Origin of the sequence: uncultured Eudoraea sp. (assembly GCF_947490415.1) — a bacterium.
In the GTDB taxonomy this organism is placed as follows: Bacteria; Bacteroidota; Bacteroidia; order Flavobacteriales; family Flavobacteriaceae; genus Eudoraea.
Map to the genome: position 1 here is coordinate 88,147 of NZ_CANLGX010000002.1, position 20,039 is coordinate 108,185.

Here is a 20,039-nt window from a genome sequence, read left to right on the forward strand (position 1 = left end):
ATCGGCTATCTCATTCTTTTGTTATTTACTCAAATAAGCTGCACTCAAACTAAGTCCATGTCAATCACAGAATTGACACCGGAAGATGTTGAAAATGCCGTACTAGTTGATGTTCGTACCCCGGAAGAGTATGCAGAGGGGCATCTTGATAATGCAATCAATATTAATTGGTATGATGAGAATTTTATGGATGAATTCAAGGCCATAGAAAAGGGAAAAACCATTTATGTCTACTGTAAAAAAGGGGGACGCAGTGCGAGTGCCGCCGAAATGCTCAACTCATCCGGGTATAAAGATGTAATAGACTTGTTGGGCGGCTATGATGCATTGGAAGAAAACAAATAACCTAAGCCGTCTTTTTTATTAATCCGGCACGCTCTAAAAGAGCTTCAATTTCAGGCTCTCTGCCCCTAAAGCGCTTATAAAGGACCATTGGCTTTTCAGTTCCTCCTTTGGAAAGAATGTCAGCTCTAAATTTTTCAGCTACCTCTCTGTTGAAAAGTCCTTTTTCTTTAAAATAATCAAACGCGTCGGCATCCAATACTTCGGCCCATTTATAGCTGTAATAGCCTGCGGAATAACCACCCTGAAAAATGTGGGCGAAAGATACACTCATGCACGTCTCCGGGTTATTAGGGTAAAGTAAAGTATCTTCGAAAGCTTTAACTTCATGTTGCTTCACATCTGAGATACCGGAGGGATCAGATGCATGCCAGGACATATCCAGGAAACCAAAACTCAATTGGCGCATCGTGGCCATTCCCTCCTGAAATGTTGCAGATTTCTTTATGCTTTCAACGAATGACATAGGAATAGGTTCTTCTGTCTCATAGTGCCTTGCAAATACTTCCAAAGCTTCTTTTTCATAACACCAATTTTCCAATATCTGACTGGGTAACTCAACAAAATCCCAGTATACGGAAGTACCCGATAAGCTTGGATAGATCGTATTGGCAAGAATGCCGTGCAGTGCATGTCCGAATTCATGAAAGAGCGTAGTAACTTCATTAAAAGTTAAAAGGGACGGTTTATTTTCCGTTGGTTTGGTAAAATTGCAAACGATGGAAATCTGAGGTCTTTCATTTTTGTTATTCAATATGAATTGTGGCTTAAATGAAGTCATCCAGGCACCAGCACGCTTCCCTTCCCTTGGATGAAAATCGGCATAGAAGAGGGATACAAATTTATTGTCACTATCATAAATTTTATAAGTTTTAACTTCGGGATGATACTTGTCTACATCAAATACTTCTTCAAATGACAATCCGTATAGTCTTTTGGTTATCATAAATACTCCTTGAATAACATTTTCCAGCTTAAAGTATGGTTTCAGTTTTTCATCGTCAAGGTTAAAGCGTTTTTGCTTTAATTTTTCAGAGTAAAAAGATCCATCCCAGGACTGTAGCTGCTCAATGCCATCCAGTGCTTTTGCAAACTCTGATAGTTCTTTGAATTCCTGTTTAGCTGCTGGCTTTGCCTTAATCAACAATTCCTTTAAAAATTCGTATACTTTTTCCGGGGTCTCTGCCATTCGCTCTTCTAAAATGAAATTCGCGTGGCTTTTATAGCCTAATAAATTGGCTCTTTCATGTCGAAGATTGGCAATTTGGAGAACATTAGCCTGATTGTCAAGTTCATCGTTGTGGAACCCTTTGCTCCCAAATGCCATTGACAACTCTTTTCTGAGTTCCCTGTTGCGTGCATATTTCATAAATGGAATATAGCTTGGATAATCCAAAGTAATAAGCCATCCTTTTTTGCCTTTATTTTTTGCTAACTGCGCCGCAGCATCTTTTGCACTTTCCGGAAGCCCGTCAAGGTCATCTTCGTTTGTGAGGTGCATTTCATATTTATTTGTCTCTTTTAAAAGGTTTTCGCCAAATTTTAATTTTAGAGTTGCAAGTGCTGCATCAATTTCCCGAAGGCGTTTCTTTTCTTCTTCATTGAGGTTTGCGCCATTTCTGCTAAAATTTTTATACTTTTTATCAAGCAAGGTGTATTGTTCTGCTGTAAGCGGGTATTTGTCTTTATTCTCAAAGACTTTTTTTACTCTTCTGAATAATTTTTCATTTAGGGTAATGTCATTATTAAACTCGGACAGCAAAGGAGATACTTCCTGGGCAATCTTCTGGATAGTGTCATTTGTTTCTGCAGAATTCAGGTTAAAAAACAGACTGGCAATACGTTCCAAATGTTGCCCTGTGAATTCCAAAGCCTCAATAGTATTCTCAAAGGTGGGTTCTTCTTCAGAATTGGTAATCTTATCAACTTCTTTACGAGCATTTTCGATGGCCTGATTAAAAGCCGGCATAAAATGTTCATTTTTAATACGAGAAAAGGGTGCGGTATCAAATGGGGTTAATAAAGGATTCATATATAGACCGATGTTTATTACTTTATTTATGAAGAGGTTTTAATCTGCAGAGGACAAAAAGGCTTAAATTTCCTATTTAGGTTTATTTATTTCCTGAGCACCTTTAATTACTTTGTCCTTTAGACCTTCTTTGTATAAAAGAATTTTATCCAGTACACACTGATCACTGCTGCCTATGATTTGGGCTGCAAGTATACCTGCATTTTTTGCGCCATTAAGAGCAACGGTAGCCACCGGAACGCCCCCGGGCATCTGTAAAATAGACAAAACCGAATCCCAGCCATCAATGGAGTTACGGCTTTTAACCGGAACCCCTATTACCGGCAGAGGAGAAAGTGAAGCTACCATTCCAGGTAAGTGGGCAGCTCCACCGGCACCTGCTATGATAACCGAATATCCATTTTTATGAGCTTGTTTGCTAAATTCATATAATTTATCCGGCGTTCTGTGGGCAGATACAATATCAACTTCAACTTCAATATCAAATCCCTTTAAAATATCAACGGCTTCCTGCATAATGGGCAGGTCACTTAAGCTACCCATAATTACTGCTACTTTGCTCATATTTTTATTATTTGCTTATTACTCTAATCGTTTTTTTTACTTTTTCGGCTATTTTACGAGCCTCATTTATATCGTCATGTATAATAGTTACATGTCCCATTTTCCTAAACGGTCGTGTTTCCTTTTTACCGTAAATATGAGGTGTAACGCCGCTAAGTTTAAAAACCTCTTCAATATTTTGATAAACGACTTTTCCGGTATACTTTTCTTCACCAACCAAATTAACCATAACCCCGGCCAATTTACTTTCTGAACTTCCCAGAGGAAATCCCAGAATGGCTCTAAGGTGCTGTTCAAATTGATTTGTATAGCTGGCCTCTATACTGTAATGACCGCTATTATGGGGTCTGGGAGCTACCTCATTGACTAAAATTTCATCCTCTGAGGTTTGAAACATTTCAACTGCCAGAAGGCCTACATGCTGTAATTTTTCAGACAGCATTAAAGCAATCTTCCTTGCTTTAAGAGCAACTTTATGGTCAATTCTAGCCGGGCATAAAACATATTCAACCTGATTGGCTTCCGGATGAAACTCCATTTCCACTACCGGATAATCGATTACTTCACCCTGGACATTTCTTGATACTATAACGGCCAGTTCATTTTTAAATGGAATAAGATCCTCAGCAATACATTCTACATTAGGAAGGTTTTCAAGATCATTTAAGGAACGCACAATTTTTACCCCTTGCCCGTCATATCCAAATTGGGCACTTTTCCATACAAAAGGAAATGCAATACCTCCATGAGCAACACTATCCTTTATTTCACTTGTATATGCAAATCTGGAAAAAGGTGCCGTAGGAATTTGATTGTCAATATAGAATAACTTCTGTTTGGCTTTATTTTGAATCGTGCGAAGGACCCTTGTAGAAGGATAAACCGTTTTACCTATTCCTTCCAACTTTTCAAGGGCATCTAAATTTACATTTTCAATTTCAATAGTAAGTAAATCTACGTCTTTTCCAAAATTGTAAACTACATCGAAATCCATCAGGCTGCCCTGGACAAATTCGTTACATGCAATTTTGCACGGTGCCTCAGGTGATGGATCAAGTACTTTGGTATAAATGTCAAACTTCCTTGTTTCGTACAGGAGCATTTTGCCCAACTGACCTCCTCCAAGAATGCCCAGCTTAAAATCAGAAGAAAAGAAATTCATGAACTTATACTTTCTCAGGTGAATAAGATTATTTTGACTGGCTACAAAAATACATCTAAATGTTAGAATCTGCCGCCCTAAGCCTAAAAAAGAGAAAGCAAAATGCTATCTTTGCCATCCTATAAAACCTATACCATTGATAAAGCTGCATGACAAATTGTTTAAGCCATTTCTTAAGGAAGAAGAAATACAACTTGCAATTAAAAGAATTGCCGCTGAAATTGCCAGGGACTATAAAGATGAGGTGCCCATATTTGTGGGGGTTCTTAACGGGGCCTTTATGTTTATTTCCGATTTATTGAAGTATTATCCCTATCCATGTGAGGTTTCATTTGTAAAATTAGCTTCATACAGGGGGCTGATATCTACAGGGATTGTAGAAACACTTTTAGATCTTCCCGAAAATTTACAGGGGAGAAGTGTGGTTATTGTGGAGGACATTATTGACACCGGGAGGACCCTTCAGGAATTAGTCCATTTATTTTCAAAGACCAATGTCAAGGAGTTTAAAATCGCAAGCCTGTTTTATAAACATGAAATTTACAACGGAGAATACCCTATTGACTACATTGGAATAGATATTCCTGATAAGTTTATTGTGGGTTATGGGTTAGATTATAAAGAACAGGGAAGAAATTTAAGAGATGTATACCAACTAAACCAAAACCATATGATTAATCTTGTACTTTTTGGAAAACCTGGAGCAGGTAAGGGAACACAAGCTGCTTTTTTGAAGGATCAATATAATTTAATGCATATTTCTACCGGAGATGTTTTTAGATATAATATTAAGAACAATACCGAGCTGGGTAAATTAGCACAAACCTATATGGATAAGGGCGATCTTGTTCCAGATGAGGTTACTATTAAGATGTTAAGGGATGAAGTAGAAAAACATCCAGAAGCTAACGGATTTATTTTTGACGGTTTTCCCAGAACCGTGGCCCAGGCAAAAGCACTGGATAATTTGATGGATTCAAAGGAAATGCAAATTGACGCAACTATTGCCCTAGATGCCAATGATGAAGAGCTTATACAACGCTTATTGGAAAGGGGTAAAATAAGCGGCAGAACTGACGATCAGGACGAGGATAAGATTAGAAATCGCTTTGAAGAATACAATCAAAAAACAGCTCCTCTTAAAGAGTATTATCAATCTCAGGATAAATTCTATAGTGTAAACGGTATTGGAGCTATAGAAGAGATTACAGAGCGCCTTAGTAGTGTAATACAGGCACTACAGGTCGAAGGGTGATCTGAACACGAATATAGACCAGATTATACTGCTGCTTTTTTTATTTTAAAATGAATCTTGACCGATGACCGAAGGGAATTTTGTGGACTATGTAAAGATGTATGTTACCTCAGGTAATGGGGGTAAAGGATCCATGCATTTGCACAGGGAAAAATTTATAACCAAAGGCGGGCCCGATGGAGGTGATGGTGGTAGAGGTGGTCATATCATTATTCGTGGCAATGAAAACCTTTGGACACTTATTGGGTTCAAATTTAAACGGCACTATAAGGCCGGGCATGGTGAACATGGAAGTAAAAACAGAAGTACGGGTGCTGATGGAGAGGATGTATATTTGGACGTACCTTTAGGAACGGTTGTGCGCGATTTGGAAACCAATGAAGTGCTATTTGAGATTACAGCACACGGAGAAGAAAAAATTGCGGCTGAAGGAGGTAAAGGAGGTCTTGGGAATTGGCACTTCAGAACAGCTACAAACCAAACCCCCAGGTATGCACAACCTGGGATTCCCGGGCAAGAAAAACAATTTACCCTTGAACTTAAAGTTTTGGCAGACGTAGGGCTGGTTGGATTTCCCAATGCGGGAAAATCTACACTGCTGTCGGTAGTAACATCCGCAAAACCTAAAATAGCCGATTATGAATTTACAACACTAAAACCTAACTTGGGAATTGTCAAATACCGGGATTTCAGGAGTTTCGTAATGGCAGATATTCCGGGTATAATAGAGGGTGCTGCCGAAGGTAAAGGATTAGGACATTATTTTCTAAGACATATTGAACGTAATTCCATCCTGCTGTTTTTGATACCTGCAGATAGCAAAGATATCAGCAAAGAGTATGAAATTCTTTTAAATGAACTAAAAAGGTACAATCCTGAACTTTTGGATAAAAACAGATTGGTAGCCATCTCCAAGTCAGATATGCTGGATGATGAGTTGATTGCGGAAATGAAAATTGAATTGGATAAAGATTTGAAAGAGACCCCTTATATTTTCATCTCCTCGGTATCAGAAATGGGTCTTAATGACCTAAAAGATAAGCTTTGGGAGCTGTTAAACGATTAAACGATGCAATTTTAAACTTCCCTGTTTTTTTTCTTTATTTTTATATAAAATCGCCTATGAGAAATATTTGGATCTTGTTGGTTGTTCTATGCGCTATTTCCTGCAGTACGGTAAGGGTAAACTATGATTTTGACAAATCTGTAGATTTTACCAATTACAGCACTTATAATTATTATCCTGAAATGGAGACCGGCCTAAGTGATTTGGATTCAAAGCGACTTTTTAATGCGATTGATTCAACTATGCAATTGCGTGGAATTTTGTTATCCGAAGAACCGGATTTTTATATCAATATTCAAAGCAAATCTTTTATAACTTCTAATAATAGTACAGTAGGGGTTGGAATAGGCGGTACAAGTGGTAATGTAGGAGGAGGTGTATCTTTAGGAGTTCCATTAGGGGGCTCTAATCTGGAACGAGAGCTAATTTTTGATCTGGTGGATAGCCAAAAGGATGCCTTGTTTTGGCAAGCAATAAGTCTCAGTAATTTTAATGAGAATAGTTCACCGAGTACCAGGGAAAAGAAGCTTTATGAAATAGTCGCCAAAGTATTTTCAAAGTATCCCCCGGTCATAAAAAAGGCCAAAAAAAAATAGCATAAACTTCCTTGTTTAAGCACACATACTATTCTATATTTTTAAGGATCGTATGAGTATATGAAAAACTTCTGTCCTAACAGTACTCTGTCAAATGGTATGTCTGAAACAACGGTGCGATTTATCTTTTTAGCTATAAATAACGGCCGGATTTAAAAGAATTAGTAAAAGTGCAGGCACTATACCTTAGGTAGTCACAGCGACATTGGAGCTACCAATTTACCTCAATCTCGCATAATTTTTTAAGGATTCAAATTTGTTTACGACATAATAGCTGAGTAAAAATAAATAATGTGAGACCCTTCATATTCCTTTTCATTTTTATGTATTCTATTGGTTTAGATGCGCAAATAGTTCCCGCTGAAATAACCTATTCAATAGGTGCCGGGAAATATAAGCGCGCCACTGAATTATTGTTACAACAGCCCAACCTGTATTCTAATCCTGTTCTATTGGATAAGCTGGGTGAAACTTATGCATATCAGGAAGAATGGGACAAGGCTATCGAGATTTATAAAGAACTTACCATCTTAGTTACGGATAACCCTGCCTACTTTTTTAAGTATGGTGGTGTTTTAGCGAAAAAAGCACAAAGTAGTAATCTCTTTGTTGGACTTACTCTTTTAGCGCGTATAAAATCGAGCTTTAATAAAACCCTTGCTCTAGACCCATATCATATTGGAGCGCACTGGGCTATGATAGATCTTTATGTGTCATTGCCCGGAATAGTAGGCGGAAGCTATAACAAGGCTTATGAATTGGCGCAAGAACTCAAAAAGATTTCACCTATCGACAGCTATTTGGCCCTTGGTTATGTCTATGAATATGACGATGAACCAGCTAAGGCCAAGACAAGTTATCTTGAAGCGTTGGCTTTGGTAAAAGAGGATAAGGAATTTGAAAGAAATCAATTAAATTATCAGCTAGGTAAGGTGTGCAGTGATTATGGCATTCAATTGGATACAGGAATTGAATTTATGACCAGATATATTGAGAACCATTCCATTAAAGATGGCGTTCCTTTGGAGTGGGCTTATTTTCGAATGGCACGTTTGTACCGGAAAAAAGGGAACAAACAGAATTCTTTATCTTGGATAAATAAGGCCCTTGAAAAACGAACTGGTTTTAAAAGAGCACAGGAAGAAAAACAAATAATTCTTGCCTTAAAAGGATAAATCTTTTGCTTTAATATAATGAATAGGGCTGTATTTTAAAGTGATTTTAATAAACCCCCATCTATAGGAATATTTGTTCCTGTTATATATGATGCTTTTTCCGAAGCCAGAAAAGCTACCAAATATCCATATTCATTGGGATCTCCTATGCGTTTCATAGGTACCTGATCTTCCATAGCCTTGCGGACTTTATCTACAGGGATCCCCATTTGTTCCGCTTTCTTTTTATTCAAATCTGTGATCCGCTCCGTGTCAAAATAGCCCGTTAAAATATTGTTTACCGTAATTTTATCTGAAGCAACCTCATTGGCTAATGATTTTGCCCATGTAACCACTGCGGCCCGGATAGTGTTTGAAAGCGCCAAATAACCCAATGGTTCCTTTACAGATATAGAGGCCACGTTAATTATACGCCCCCATTTATTTTCCATCATGTGTTTTAAAGCCAGTTGAGTAGTATATACAACAGATTTAAACAGCAGATCAAAGGCCTCCTGATAATCAGAAATATTCTTCTCTAAAGCACTGCCGGAAGAGGGTCCCTGCGTATTATTTACCAGGATGTCTATCTTATGATTTTCAAAATATTCAGAGATTTTTTTTTGGTAACTATCAAAATCCGTAAAATCTACAACCAGATAGTTATGAGGAGGGCCTTCATTATGCGTAAGCCCTCTTACAATAGATTTTAATTGATCTTCACTTCTGGCCATAAGCGTAACACTGGCACCACTTTCCGCCAACTGCTCGGCAATTGCTTTACCTATGCCACGGCTGCTGCCACCAATTAAAGCTCTTTTACCCTGTAAAGAAATCTGCATAAAACTACTTTTTGAAAATCTTTAAACCTGAATGTTATTTAAATATTTATATGTATTCCTCCCTAACCGGGCTAAAGATATCCATTAACTTACATGGTGTTAAAGCCTTACCGCTATGCGGGGCAAAGGGAGGTATAACCACAAGATCATCCGGTTTGTAGAGTTTGGTAAGTCCATTGACTGTAAACTCAAAAGTACCTTCTAAGACTTGCATTATTTGTTCATTTTTATGAGAATGCTCCGGTACTGAGGCACCCTCTTCCACATCCCAATAGGCGAGAGTCATATTTTTTGTATGTATCATTTTACCATGATAACCAGGCATAATTTCCTGAAATGTAACTTCTGAGAGTTTTATAGTCATAATTGTCTGGACCAAATATTTTCAACAACTGGCTTAGGAAGCTGCTTCGATTCCTTTACGAAGATAAAAATAATAACATGTTTAAAGAAGGTTTGAGATGCTCTTTTCAATTCCTATCTTTAGCATCTAATTTTGTTGTAAATGCGCATACATTTTATTGCTATTGGGGGAAGTGCCATGCATAACCTGGCCCTGGCCCTGTATCAGAAAGGATATATTGTTACCGGCAGTGATGATGTAATTTTTGAACCCTCTAAAAGCAGATTGGCAAAACAAGGAATCCTCCCTTCTGAGTTTGGATGGTTTCCCGATAAAATAGATGCTTCTTTGGATGCTGTTATCCTTGGAATGCATGCCAAGGCGGACAATCCTGAATTGTTAAAAGCCAAACAGCTAGAACTAAAAATCTACTCATATCCGGAATTTCTCTATGAACAATCTAAACATAAAACACGTGTTGTAATTGGAGGAAGTCATGGCAAGACTACCATTACTTCGATGATCCTTCATGTAATGAATTATCATGGGAAGGAGGTAGATTATATGGTTGGTGCTCAATTGGAAGGATTTGACCGCATGGTGCATCTTACCGAGGAAAACGATTTTATAGTTTTAGAAGGGGATGAGTATCTTTCCTCACCTATAGACAGGCGGCCAAAGTTTCATTTGTACAGGCCCAATATTGCCCTGCTAAGTGGCATAGCCTGGGACCATGTCAACGTTTTCCCCACTTTCGAAAATTATCTGGAGCAATTTCGGATTTTTGTGGATAGCATAGTTAAAGGGGGGAGCATTACCTATAATGAGGAAGATGTAAATGTTAAAAGTATCGTTGAAGCCTCTGCAAATTCCATACGGAAACTTCCCTATTCTACCCCAGATTTTTTTGTTGAACACGGAAAGACTTTTTTAAATACCGGGGAAGGCCCAATGCCCCTCGAGATTTTTGGCCGGCATAATTTAAATAACCTGGCAGGGGCAAAGTGGATTTGTCAGAACATGGGGATTGATGAGGAGGATTTTTATGAGGCCATCACTTCATTTAAAGGTGCTTCAAAGCGGCTCGAAAAGATAGGCGAAAGGGATAATACTATAATCTTCAAAGATTATGCTCATTCCCCGAGTAAAGTGGCAGCAACCACAAAGGCGGTAAAAGAACAATTCCCGGATCGAAAACTGATTGCTTGTTTAGAACTACATACCTATAGCAGTTTAAATGCCGAATTTTTAAAGGAATATAGAGGGGCTTTAAAAGAAGCGGATGTATCTGCGGTATTTTATATTCCTGAATCAGTCAAAATAAAGGGTTTAGAGGAAATAACAAAAGATCAGATAGCGCAGGCATTTCAGCAGCAAGACATTAATATTTTTACCAATAGTGCTGCTTTTAAAGAATTTCTTTTTCAACAGGATGTTACGAATAGTATCCTATTATTCATGAGCTCCGGAAACTATGGTGGCCTGGATTTGAATGAGGTCGTAAGCATCATTAAAACTAGCTAAGCCTGTTTATTCAATTATCAACCTCCTTTAAGTACGTCTGTTAGACCCCAAATTGCCTGAGATGGTGATCTAAATGCTTGTATTCCAGTTTTCCCCATTGCTCGGGGGTGAAATCACCAAAAATTGGATGTGCATTCCAGTCTGTTCTATCGCGCAGGGCATATAACTCATTAATTAGTTCGAGCAATTTTTTATGTTCCACCTCAAATTCTTTTTCTTCTTTAGCCTTGGCAAAAGGGGTGGTCGGTAAGTTTTTTCGCCAGGGTTTATCGCTGTACATAGACTTTTTAAAAAACCAGCGAATAATAGGATTTCCCCGTTTGTCATATTTTTTATTCTTAATTGCCGCTTTTACGAATATTTGGCAATGCCATAGCATTTGACCAACGCTCATTTTACCCCATGAACCTTCTGATTCAGGACTTAGTTGATTAAAGCGCTCTACAACTTCTTTATATGTAAATTCATCAAAAATTGATTTCATGAATTCTTATTTAGGATTTTATGAATGAAATTTACAATAATTTTTTTTGTTGATTATCTTTAGGGCATGCAACAAAAATCTTCTTCTTTTTCCATTAAGAATTGGTCTGACGATGACAAACCAAGGGAGAAATTAGTGCATAAGGGGCGTTCAGTTCTTTCTAATGCCGAGCTTATTGCCATTTTAATTGGTTCGGGGACCAAAAATGAAACTGCCGTCGCTCTTTCCAAAAGAATTTTGGCCTCAACAAATAATAGCCTAAACGAATTAGGTACGGTATCCATAAAGCAATTAATGAAGTTTAAAGGCATTGGCGAGGCCAAGGCGGTATCTATTGCAGCGGCATTGGAGATAGGTAGAAGGAGGCAAAATGAGAAGGTAAAAGAGAAGGCGCAGATCTCCAGTAGTAAGGCAGTTTTTGAACTTCTGCAACCTTTGGTTGCCGACCTTCCTCATGAAGAGTTCTGGATTGTTTATTTAAATAACTCAAATAAGGTTATTCATACGGCTCAATTGAGTAAGGGAGGTATAACCGGTACCTTGGTGGACGTTCGTTTGGTAATGAAACAAGCACTGGAAATCGGGGCAGTGTCCTTAATATTAGCCCATAATCATCCTTCAGGGACGCTTAAAGCGAGTGAGGCCGACAAAAAAATTACTAATAAACTACAGAAAGCTTCTGAAGCCATGGATATCAGGGTACTGGATCATGTAATTATTACCCAAAACAAATACTATAGCTTTGCTGACAATAATTTGATATAATTATGCTTTTGATATATACCCATAAAATTACTCCGCGTTTCAGTTATACTATGAAGCAGGTTTTCACCAGGATACTTGGGATAGATATCATTTTCACTACAAAGGTTGAGGATTTTATTAAACATACTGGCCCTAAGATCACTTATAGCAAACAGCCATTACAGAATGAGTTTTTTGTCAGAAGTAATGAATTGCTATTTGTACATGGGATAAATGATTTGCAAATAACGGTTGAAGACTGGGAGGGTACCCCATGTTTTTTCAGGACAAAAGAGCCTAGTGTTATTCCTTATGATATTTTTTCGGCAAGCTTTTATCTTTTAGCGAGATATGAAGAATATTTACCATACTTAAAAGATACACATGGCAGGTTTCCGCCATTAGAAAGTATAGCTTCTACTAATAATTTTTTACAATTGCCGGTTGTAGATATTTGGGCATACAGATTTCTTGATAAGCTTAAAGAACGTTTTCCTGCTATAGTTAGTAAAAAACGAAAGTTTCAACATACTTCAATAATTGATGTTACTTCGTCACACTGTTTTGCGCACAGAGGCCCCGTCAGAAGCATAGCGGGCTTGTTGTATGACCTGGGAACTTTAAAATGGAAACGTGTAGTACAGCGCACATCTGTATGGCTAAAGATCATAAAAGATCCTTATAATAATTACGAAGACTTAATAGAAATTCAGAAAAAATATCAAATAAAAAGTATCTTCTTTTTTCAGTTCGCAAATTATTCAACCTATGATAAAAATGTTTCCCCCGAAAACAACAATTTTAAATACCTAATCAAATCTGTGGCAGACTATAGTGTAGTAGCTTTGGCAGCTTCTTATAGTTCTTTTAGGGATGTTAAATTATTAAAGGAAGAAAAAAAGAGGTTATCTAACGTTGTAAACAGGCCAATAAATTATTCAAGGATGAGATATAACAGGGTAGATGTTCCTCATACCTACAGAAACCTTGTAGAAGCAGAATTTACAGATGATTACACCATGGGATATACTCATGAAATGGGCTTTAAAGCAGGTACATGTACGCCTTTTTACTTCTATGATATTGCCATTGAAGAAAAGCAACCCATTAAAATTCACCCATTCGCTGTTCATGACTATGCTTTACGTAATTCCAATTCTGAAGAAGAAGCACTAGAGAAGATCCGTATGTATTATGATCAGGTAAAAAAGGTTAATGGACACTTTATAACTATTTTTTCTAACGAATTATTGGGTGGAGACCAGGCGATTAACTGGTTAGATTTATACAATAAAGTAATACAGAAGTATCATGTATAGCCAAAGTATTTCGGATATATTTTTTGATTTAGACCATACACTTTGGGATTTTGAAAAGAATTCGGCATTGACATTCCAAAAAATCTTTACTGAAGTAGAAATAGATGTCAATCTCTCTGAATTCTTAGAAGTTTACATACCTGTGAATCTCGCATTCTGGAAATTATATCGCGATGATAAAATTAAGAAACCGGAATTGCGTTTTCAAAGGCTAAAAACAACTTTTGATGCCATAGGCTACGACATTGAAGATGAAGTTATAGATATATTATCGACGGAATATATCACGAACCTGGCCACATACAATAACCTGTTGCCATATACAGTTGAAATACTAAATTATCTGAAACCCAAATACAAGCTACACATTATTACCAATGGATTTGAAGAAGTACAGACCAGAAAATTGGTAAACTCAAATATTTTCGGATATTTTGACCAGGTTATTAATTCTGAAATGGCAGGAGTAAAAAAACCGAATCCCGAAATTTTTGAACTCGCATTAAAAAAGGCTAATACTGCACCTGATAAGTCCCTAATGGTTGGCGATAATATAGAGGCAGACATACTTGGGGCGAAAGCTGTAGGATTCCATGCCTTACATTTTAACGCTCATAATGATCTGAAACATGAACATTGCGTTATGATCCATAGTTTGCGTGAAATAAAAAACTATTTATAGAGTTATATAAGGGAGAATAATATAGGAGGCAATACCTATTTAGGTGGTTTCAATAAATAATTAACCATTATAAAACTGGTATATAGCAATGAAATATATCCCAAAATATCTACTTCCCATTCTTTTTTGTGCTGGAATATTAAGTTCCTGTGCGGAGAAACAGGATTTTGATCAAGTTGATAATCTCGATATCACCCCAACCGCAGAAGCTAGTATTCTTTATGTAGAAACTCCTGAGAGCATTATTAATGAGGTGAACGGAATAAATATTTTCTCCCAAATATTTAATTTCGACGCATTTAACGAACAGTTTTTCGCTGATAATGTCTTAGATGGTGTTGTAACGTATGAAGTGGAAAATACAACAAGTAAACCTCTGGATATCACTTTTGAATTTTTGGATGATGCAGGGAATTCTTTGGATTCTGAAAATTTTAGTGTTAATGCCGCTCCAACTGCAATATTACGACGTGAAATTGCTTATGGACCCGCAGGCAGAAGCCTCGATATTATTAGAAATACCTCTGCAATTAGAGTTAGTGCCATAAATTTAGGTGATAACACCAGTGTTTCTGCTTTGCCTAACCCAACCGTTTTCTTAAGATCAAGCGCTAAATTCAGGATTGGACTAAAATGAAAAGTAGTCTATTTCCCTTAATTATCCTTTTTACGGGGTATATCTCCTCCTATGCACAAAATAAAGCGGTATTGTATGATTTTCAGGAGATTCCACAGGCTTTGATGGTTAATCCGGGGATGAATACATTTTATAATTGGTATGCCGGGGTCCCTTTTATATCGGGTATTTATGCGGCGGGAGCCACCAGCGGGCTTACGGTAAATGATATTTTTGCTGCTGATGGGCTGGATATTAATCAGAAAGTAAGGGATCGTGCAGTAAATGCATTAAGTAAACGCGATGAAGTAAATGGAATCTTTCAGGTGGATATATTAAACGGTGGATTCCGTGGACAAAAAGACCCGGCTAATTTCTACTCATTTGGAATGTATGTTGAAGGCTACGCCCTTAATTATTGGCCAAAAGATCTCGCAATTTTAGCTTACGAAGGTAATGCCGACAGATTGGGACAAAGATTTGATCTAAATGATCTCAATGCCAGTGGGCAATTTATAAATGTCTTTCATTTCGGAATTAATAGACAGATAAAAAATAATCTCACTTTGGGTGCCCGGATCAAATTGTATTCAGGAATTTTGGATTTTAATTCCACAAATAATAGCGGTTATTTCGAGACCATAGTGGGTGAGAATAATTTGTTGAGGAACACTTTGGTTTCAGATATGCGATTAAGAAGTTCTGGCCTTGATGCGCTCTTAGATGCCAGTGATAATGGTGGGGGGATAGGAAGTTTACTAACTAAAAGAGGATTTTTTGGCGGTGATCCCGGACTTGGTTTTGATTTAGGAGTCACTTATAATCTTAATAAACAAACAGTAATCACCGGCAGTATTTTGGATATCGGATTATTATATCACACCTCTGACGTAACAAATTATACGCTTGAAGGGGCTGCCTCAGTTGAAGGGGTAGAAATTATTTTGCCAGAAGCGCTTAGCGATCCCAATGCTGATTTTTGGGAAGATCTGGTGAATGAAATTGAAGAATTAATACCGTTTGAAGAGAACAGTAAGAACTATGTAACTTTAAGGCCGATAAAATTTTATTCATCCATACGTTATAATTTTGGGAAACAAGGCGAGCCAACTGCGGCTTGCGATTGTGATAATCAGCCTGATAGTGGTGATAGATCTTTATATTACCTCAATAGTTTAGGAGGGCAATTGTATGTGATAAACAGACCAAGGGGACCGCAGTTTGCGGTAACGGCATTTTATCAGAGAAGATTTGCTAAAGTCCTGGCGCTAAAAGCAACGTATACGGTTGATAAGTTCACCGCTTCCAATATAGGTTTGGGCATGAGCCTCCAGGCCGGACCTGTGAACCTCTATATTATGGGTGATAATTTATTGTCTTACGGCAATATAGCTGACAGCAACTACGCTTCTTTACAATTAGGATTAAATATCATATCTTGGGAGAGAAACTGATATATAATTTAAATGAAGAATATTTTTTCCTGCCTGTTTTTAGTTTTTACATTTTCATATGGACTGCAAGCGCAATTAAATGACTATAAATATATAATTGTACCAAAAATATTTAAGGGTTTTAAGGATGAAAACCAATACAAAACAAGTACTCTTTTAAAACATCTTTTCACAAAAAAAGGATTTGAGGCCTACTATGAAGATGAATTGCCATCAGACCTTAATGCTAACAGGTGTCTTGGTCTCCTGGTACAATTGAATCATAAAACCAGTATGTTCTTAACTAAAGCTTCCATTACGCTCGAGGATTGTAATTCCAATGAAATCTATACAAGCCTGGAAGGAAGGAGTAAAGAAAAAGATTACATATCGAGCTATAAAGAGTCGATTGAGCTGGCTTTTGCATCAATCAGTGCCCTTCCTTACACCTATAACCCTGTTCAGAACAAAAGTGTCACTGCCAATGCCACAATACCCAAGGCAGAGGAAAAAAGTGCGCCGCCGGTGACTACAGCGGAACCGACACCTATCCCTGTCAAGGAGAATTTAAAGCAATCTGAAATAGCCGCAAATCCAAAAACTGTGGCGGTTGAAAATACAGCGGTCGCGGCAGCGACCTTAAGTACTCTTACCGAAACTTCAGCGCCACCAGTATTGTATGCGCAACAAATTCCCAATGGTTATCAACTGGTTGATAGTACTCCAAAAATTCGTTTGAAAATATACAGTACCTCCGTGCCGGAGGTCTATATTGGCGCAAATGATAAAGGAAATGGCATTGTGTATAAGCGTGGATCCCAATGGTATTTTGAATACTACGTTTCCGACAAATTAGAAGTTGAAGAATTTGCCATCAAATTCTAGTACTTCTTTCCCCATCGTTTTTCGAGAAATTCTTTGAGCGCTATCTCTCTTTTATTATTTCCGGGAATATAAAAGGAAGTCCCTTTTATTTGTTCAGGTAAGAATTCAAGATCCGTAAAATTATCCTCAAAGTCATGAGCGTATTTATAGTTTTCACCATAACCCAAATCTTTCATTAACTTGGTAGGCGCATTCCTCAATGGTAGTGGAACGGAAAGGTCTCCGGTTTCCTTAACATACTCCTGTGCCTTTTTGATAGCCATATAACTCGTATTGCTTTTTGGAGAAGTTGCCAGATAAATGGCACATTGGCTTAGCAGTATTCGGGCCTCAGGATACCCTATAGTGTTAACTGCCTGAAAAGTTGAATTGGCGATAACCAATGCGGTAGGATTGGCCATACCAATGTCTTCAGACGCCGATATTAATAAACGTCGCGCTATAAACTTCACATCTTCACCACCTTCAATCATTCTGGCAAGCCAATAGACGGTGCCATTCGGATCACTACCGCGGATAGATTTAATAAAAGCGGAAACTATATCGTAATGTTGTTCTCCTGTTTTATCATATAATACGGTGTTTTTCTGAACCTTTTGCATCACCAGTTTATCTGTGATAATAATATCTGTTTTATCTTCAGAGGAGACGACCAATTCAAATATATTAAGCAGTTTTCTGCCATCACCACCTGAAAGGCGCAAAAGTGCTTCTGTTTCTTCAAGCTTAATATTTTTTGACTTTAGCATGATATCTTCAGCCATGGCTCTTTGTAATAATGCTTCTAAGTCTTCTTTCCCAAAAGAATTAAGTATATAAACCTGGCAACGCGACAAAAGAGCAGGAATTACTTCAAAACTTGGATTTTCTGTAGTTGCCCCAATAAGCGTAATCCATCCTTTTTCTACTGCACCCAGTAAAGAATCCTGCTGCGATTTACTAAAACGATGGATTTCATCAATAAACAGAATTGGATTTTTAGAAGTGAATAAGCCTCCACTTTGCTTTGCTTTATCTATTACTTCCCGGATATCCTTAACACCGCTGTTTATGGCGCTCAATGTATAAAAGGGTCTTTCACTTTCATTGGCAATTATATGCGCCAAAGTGGTTTTCCCGGTTCCTGGCGGTCCCCAAAGAATTAGTGAGGGAATATTTCCTTTTTTTATTTGGAGGGTCAAAGAACCATCCGCACCAACTAAATGACGCTGACTAATATAATCCTCTAGAGTTTTTGGGCGTACCCGTTCTGCAAGTGGTTCGTTCATATGATAAATGTAATAAATACGTTTTTACCTTGTACGATAACTTAATTTATAATAAAGTTGGTTATTCTATAAACAAAAAGATTGCCCTGACAATTTATCATGTTTTGTATATGTGGCCAATAATTTGAAGAAATAAAATGTAATTTAAGCATATGTCGGAGGAAACCTATTTTAAATTTTCGAATAAAGTACTTCTTGTACCCATGATTGCGGTACTATTAATATGGACCGTTTTTTGGGTGGAGATTCGATTTCAGATTAATTTAAATCAGTACGGTATATTTCCAAGAACTTTAATCGGATTAAGAGGAATGCTTTTTAGTCCTTTTTTGCACGGTTCAATAGAACATCTTTACAATAATACCATACCTATTGCTATTCTAACCGCTTCATTGGTCTATTTTTACAGAGGTATCTCCTTTAAAGTACTGTTGTGGGGAGTACTACTTTCCGGTTTGTTAACCTGGATTATTGGTAGACCGTCCTATCATATTGGCGCTAGTGGCGTAATATATGTATTGGCTAGTTTTATTTTTTTCAAAGGGATATTTACCAAACATTACAGGCTTGTGGCCCTTTCATTGATGGTTGTATTTATTTATGGAAGTTTATTGTGGTTTATATTTCCACTGAAGGATAATATTTCCTGGGAAGGTCATTTGTCCGGGTTTATTACAGGTTTAGCCCTTGCTCTTTTTGTGAAGGCTAAAATACCCACAACCAAAAAGTATGCCTGGGAATTGGAAAGTTATAATGAAGAGGAGGATGAGTTTTTAAGACACTTTGATGAACATGGAAATTTTATTGAAAGTAAAGATGAGGTTTTAGAATCAGAGGAAAAACCCTTTAAAATAACGTACCATTTCAGAGAAAATAAAACTAAAGACAAGCCCAATTAACTTACATTGTCCTTTGTCTTACTGCTTCATACAAAAAAACACCACAGGCCACAGATACATTTAGAGAGGCAATTTCACCCATAAGAGGCAGCTTTGCTTTTTGATCCACAGTTTTAAGAATTGAAGGAGATATCCCAGTATCCTCGGAGCCCATAATAATGGCACAAGGAACCTTAAAATTTACGTTGTAAATACTGTTTTCCGTTTTTTCAGTAGCGGCAATTACCTGAATTCCTGATGCTTGAAGATAAAAGACTGCGTCTTTCAGATGATCAATTTTGGCAATAGGAACCTTAAAGGCAGCCCCTGCCGAGGTTTTTATCGTGTCATCAGTTACAGGTGCGGCTCCTTTTTTTTGAATGACAATTCCATCTACACCGGTACATTCAGCAGTTCGTATAATAGCACCAAAATTTCTGACGTCCGAAAGTTGGTCTAAAAGAAGAAACAAAGGAGCTTCCTTCTTTTGCACAACCTCTTCAACAAGAGTTTCAAAGTTGTAAAATTCAATCGGCGAAATATTGGCAATAACGCCCTGGTGGTTATTTCTGGTAAGTCTGTTGAGTTTTTCAATAGGGACATAGGAAAAACTAATTCCATTTTCCCGGATCAAGGCTTCTAATTCTTTATAAAGACTACCGCCAAGCCCTTTTTGAATAAATATTTTATCTATAGAGCTTTTAGAATTAATAGCTTCAATAACGGCCCTTATGCCGTAAATACGAGAAGTTTTTTGCATGTCTTAAAGTTAGCTGAATACAATCCATTTTTATAGACTGTTTTGACTTATTCAAAGGATATTTCCCTGATAATATTACTGATATCGATT

Annotated in this window: 21 protein-coding genes; 13 read left to right on the forward strand and 8 right to left on the reverse strand. The window is 37.4% G+C overall.

What is annotated here, in order from left to right; genetic code table 11:
- Positions 1 to 57 precede the first annotated feature (57 nt).
- On the forward strand, positions 58 to 345 hold the full coding sequence (locus tag Q0874_RS05255; RefSeq protein WP_299160312.1) for a rhodanese-like domain-containing protein: 288 nt from the start codon (positions 58 to 60) through the stop codon (positions 343 to 345).
- Position 346: 1 nt separating this feature from the next.
- On the opposite strand, the gene Q0874_RS05260 is transcribed toward Q0874_RS05255, so the two are convergent.
- From Q0874_RS05260 to Q0874_RS05270, 3 genes are all read right to left on the reverse strand, one after another.
- Entirely contained in the window at positions 347 to 2,374 is a 2,028-nt protein-coding gene (locus Q0874_RS05260) for a M3 family metallopeptidase (RefSeq protein WP_299160315.1), read from the reverse strand.
- Positions 2,375 to 2,446: 72 nt separating this feature from the next.
- Entirely contained in the window at positions 2,447 to 2,938 is a 492-nt protein-coding gene (gene purE / locus Q0874_RS05265) for a 5-(carboxyamino)imidazole ribonucleotide mutase (protein WP_299160324.1), read from the reverse strand.
- Between the two features lie 7 nt (positions 2,939 to 2,945).
- On the reverse strand, positions 2,946 to 4,100 hold the full coding sequence (locus tag Q0874_RS05270; RefSeq protein WP_299160329.1) for a 5-(carboxyamino)imidazole ribonucleotide synthase: 1,155 nt from the start codon (positions 4,098 to 4,100) through the stop codon (positions 2,946 to 2,948).
- Positions 4,101 to 4,236: 136 nt separating this feature from the next.
- Here Q0874_RS05270 and Q0874_RS05275 point away from each other — a divergent pair, with 136 nt between their 5' ends.
- From Q0874_RS05275 to Q0874_RS05290, 4 genes are all read left to right on the forward strand, one after another.
- A complete protein-coding gene (locus Q0874_RS05275; protein WP_299160334.1) occupies positions 4,237 to 5,355 on the forward strand; it encodes an adenylate kinase in 1,119 nt (372 codons plus the stop codon).
- Positions 5,356 to 5,419: 64 nt separating this feature from the next.
- A complete protein-coding gene (obgE, locus tag Q0874_RS05280; protein WP_299160340.1) occupies positions 5,420 to 6,421 on the forward strand; it encodes a GTPase ObgE in 1,002 nt (333 codons plus the stop codon).
- Between the two features lie 56 nt (positions 6,422 to 6,477).
- Complete coding sequence (locus Q0874_RS05285) at positions 6,478 to 7,017, forward strand: DUF4136 domain-containing protein (RefSeq protein WP_299160344.1); 540 nt, start codon at positions 6,478 to 6,480, stop codon at positions 7,015 to 7,017.
- A gap of 293 nt (positions 7,018 to 7,310) precedes the next feature.
- Positions 7,311 to 8,192 (forward strand): tetratricopeptide repeat protein, encoded by an 882-nt coding sequence (locus Q0874_RS05290; protein WP_299160348.1) that lies wholly within the window; start codon positions 7,311 to 7,313, stop codon positions 8,190 to 8,192.
- Between the two features lie 35 nt (positions 8,193 to 8,227).
- On the opposite strand, the gene Q0874_RS05295 is transcribed toward Q0874_RS05290, so the two are convergent.
- Together Q0874_RS05295 and Q0874_RS05300 are read right to left on the reverse strand one after the other, a co-directional pair.
- Positions 8,228 to 9,013 (reverse strand): SDR family oxidoreductase, encoded by a 786-nt coding sequence (locus Q0874_RS05295; RefSeq protein WP_299160352.1) that lies wholly within the window; start codon positions 9,011 to 9,013, stop codon positions 8,228 to 8,230.
- Positions 9,014 to 9,059: 46 nt separating this feature from the next.
- On the reverse strand, positions 9,060 to 9,377 hold the full coding sequence (locus tag Q0874_RS05300) for a cupin domain-containing protein (RefSeq protein ID WP_299160356.1): 318 nt from the start codon (positions 9,375 to 9,377) through the stop codon (positions 9,060 to 9,062).
- 141 nt (positions 9,378 to 9,518) lie between these two features.
- Here Q0874_RS05300 and murC point away from each other — a divergent pair, with 141 nt between their 5' ends.
- Positions 9,519 to 10,880, forward strand: a complete 1,362-nt coding sequence (gene murC / locus Q0874_RS05305; RefSeq protein ID WP_299160358.1) for a Mur ligase family protein — start codon at positions 9,519 to 9,521, stop codon at positions 10,878 to 10,880.
- Positions 10,881 to 10,920: 40 nt separating this feature from the next.
- On the opposite strand, the gene Q0874_RS05310 is transcribed toward murC, so the two are convergent.
- Entirely contained in the window at positions 10,921 to 11,364 is a 444-nt protein-coding gene (locus Q0874_RS05310) for a DUF1569 domain-containing protein (RefSeq protein ID WP_299160361.1), read from the reverse strand.
- 66 nt (positions 11,365 to 11,430) lie between these two features.
- Between Q0874_RS05310 and radC the strand changes: the two genes are divergently transcribed.
- The 6 genes from radC to Q0874_RS05340 all read left to right on the forward strand — a co-directional run bounded on the left by radC (position 11,431) and on the right by Q0874_RS05340 (position 17,043).
- Positions 11,431 to 12,129 carry a DNA repair protein RadC gene (gene radC / locus Q0874_RS05315; protein WP_299160363.1) on the forward strand — a complete coding sequence of 233 codons (699 nt, stop codon included), beginning with the start codon at positions 11,431 to 11,433 and terminating at the stop codon, positions 12,127 to 12,129.
- Positions 12,130 to 12,131: 2 nt separating this feature from the next.
- Entirely contained in the window at positions 12,132 to 13,427 is a 1,296-nt protein-coding gene (locus Q0874_RS05320) for a polysaccharide deacetylase family protein (RefSeq protein WP_299160365.1), read from the forward strand.
- Entirely contained in the window at positions 13,420 to 14,109 is a 690-nt protein-coding gene (locus Q0874_RS05325) for a YjjG family noncanonical pyrimidine nucleotidase (protein WP_299160367.1), read from the forward strand. Before Q0874_RS05320 ends, Q0874_RS05325 begins: the two co-directional genes overlap by 8 nt.
- Before the next feature lie 88 nt (positions 14,110 to 14,197).
- Positions 14,198 to 14,746 carry a hypothetical protein gene (locus Q0874_RS05330; protein WP_299160369.1) on the forward strand — a complete coding sequence of 183 codons (549 nt, stop codon included), beginning with the start codon at positions 14,198 to 14,200 and terminating at the stop codon, positions 14,744 to 14,746.
- Positions 14,743 to 16,179 (forward strand): DUF5723 family protein, encoded by a 1,437-nt coding sequence (locus tag Q0874_RS05335; protein ID WP_299160371.1) that lies wholly within the window; start codon positions 14,743 to 14,745, stop codon positions 16,177 to 16,179. Before Q0874_RS05330 ends, Q0874_RS05335 begins: the two co-directional genes overlap by 4 nt.
- A 12-nt stretch (positions 16,180 to 16,191) precedes the next feature.
- Positions 16,192 to 17,043: a hypothetical protein gene (locus Q0874_RS05340; protein ID WP_299160375.1), complete on the forward strand. Its 852-nt coding sequence runs from the start codon at positions 16,192 to 16,194 to the stop codon at positions 17,041 to 17,043.
- Here the strand turns inward: Q0874_RS05340 and Q0874_RS05345 are convergent.
- Positions 17,040 to 18,311, reverse strand: coding sequence for a replication-associated recombination protein A (locus Q0874_RS05345; RefSeq protein ID WP_299160378.1), 1,272 nt, complete (start codon positions 18,309 to 18,311; stop codon positions 17,040 to 17,042). The genes Q0874_RS05340 and Q0874_RS05345 overlap by 4 nt on opposite strands.
- Before the next feature lie 152 nt (positions 18,312 to 18,463).
- Between Q0874_RS05345 and Q0874_RS05350 the strand changes: the two genes are divergently transcribed.
- Entirely contained in the window at positions 18,464 to 19,210 is a 747-nt protein-coding gene (locus Q0874_RS05350) for a rhomboid family intramembrane serine protease (protein ID WP_299160380.1), read from the forward strand.
- A gap of 1 nt (position 19,211) precedes the next feature.
- Here Q0874_RS05350 and rlmB read toward each other — a convergent pair whose 3' ends face one another.
- Entirely contained in the window at positions 19,212 to 19,949 is a 738-nt protein-coding gene (gene rlmB, locus Q0874_RS05355) for a 23S rRNA (guanosine(2251)-2'-O)-methyltransferase RlmB (protein WP_299160382.1), read from the reverse strand.
- Positions 19,950 to 20,039: the final 90 nt, after the last annotated feature.

What these genes read in the sequence shown, in the direction of transcription:
- Q0874_RS05255 (WP_299160312.1), top strand. Translation starts at nt 58, where the DNA reads ATGTCAATCACAGAATTGACACCGGAAGATGTTGAAAATGCCGTACTA.
- Q0874_RS05260 (WP_299160315.1), bottom strand. Translation starts at nt 2,374, where the DNA reads ATGAATCCTTTATTAACCCCATTTGATACCGCACCCTTTTCTCGTATT.
- purE (WP_299160324.1), bottom strand. Translation starts at nt 2,938, where the DNA reads ATGAGCAAAGTAGCAGTAATTATGGGTAGCTTAAGTGACCTGCCCATT.
- Q0874_RS05270 (WP_299160329.1), bottom strand. Translation starts at nt 4,100, where the DNA reads ATGAATTTCTTTTCTTCTGATTTTAAGCTGGGCATTCTTGGAGGAGGT.
- obgE (WP_299160340.1), top strand. Translation starts at nt 5,420, where the DNA reads ATGACCGAAGGGAATTTTGTGGACTATGTAAAGATGTATGTTACCTCA.
- Q0874_RS05285 (WP_299160344.1), top strand. Translation starts at nt 6,478, where the DNA reads ATGAGAAATATTTGGATCTTGTTGGTTGTTCTATGCGCTATTTCCTGC.
- Q0874_RS05295 (WP_299160352.1), bottom strand. Translation starts at nt 9,013, where the DNA reads ATGCAGATTTCTTTACAGGGTAAAAGAGCTTTAATTGGTGGCAGCAGC.
- Q0874_RS05300 (WP_299160356.1), bottom strand. Translation starts at nt 9,377, where the DNA reads ATGACTATAAAACTCTCAGAAGTTACATTTCAGGAAATTATGCCTGGT.
- murC (WP_299160358.1), top strand. Translation starts at nt 9,519, where the DNA reads ATGCGCATACATTTTATTGCTATTGGGGGAAGTGCCATGCATAACCTG.
- Q0874_RS05310 (WP_299160361.1), bottom strand. Translation starts at nt 11,364, where the DNA reads ATGAAATCAATTTTTGATGAATTTACATATAAAGAAGTTGTAGAGCGC.
- radC (WP_299160363.1), top strand. Translation starts at nt 11,431, where the DNA reads ATGCAACAAAAATCTTCTTCTTTTTCCATTAAGAATTGGTCTGACGAT.
- Q0874_RS05320 (WP_299160365.1), top strand. Translation starts at nt 12,132, where the DNA reads ATGCTTTTGATATATACCCATAAAATTACTCCGCGTTTCAGTTATACT.
- Q0874_RS05325 (WP_299160367.1), top strand. Translation starts at nt 13,420, where the DNA reads ATGTATAGCCAAAGTATTTCGGATATATTTTTTGATTTAGACCATACA.
- Q0874_RS05330 (WP_299160369.1), top strand. Translation starts at nt 14,198, where the DNA reads ATGAAATATATCCCAAAATATCTACTTCCCATTCTTTTTTGTGCTGGA.
- Q0874_RS05335 (WP_299160371.1), top strand. Translation starts at nt 14,743, where the DNA reads ATGAAAAGTAGTCTATTTCCCTTAATTATCCTTTTTACGGGGTATATC.
- Q0874_RS05340 (WP_299160375.1), top strand. Translation starts at nt 16,192, where the DNA reads ATGAAGAATATTTTTTCCTGCCTGTTTTTAGTTTTTACATTTTCATAT.
- Q0874_RS05345 (WP_299160378.1), bottom strand. Translation starts at nt 18,311, where the DNA reads ATGAACGAACCACTTGCAGAACGGGTACGCCCAAAAACTCTAGAGGAT.
- Q0874_RS05350 (WP_299160380.1), top strand. Translation starts at nt 18,464, where the DNA reads ATGTCGGAGGAAACCTATTTTAAATTTTCGAATAAAGTACTTCTTGTA.
- rlmB (WP_299160382.1), bottom strand. Translation starts at nt 19,949, where the DNA reads ATGCAAAAAACTTCTCGTATTTACGGCATAAGGGCCGTTATTGAAGCT.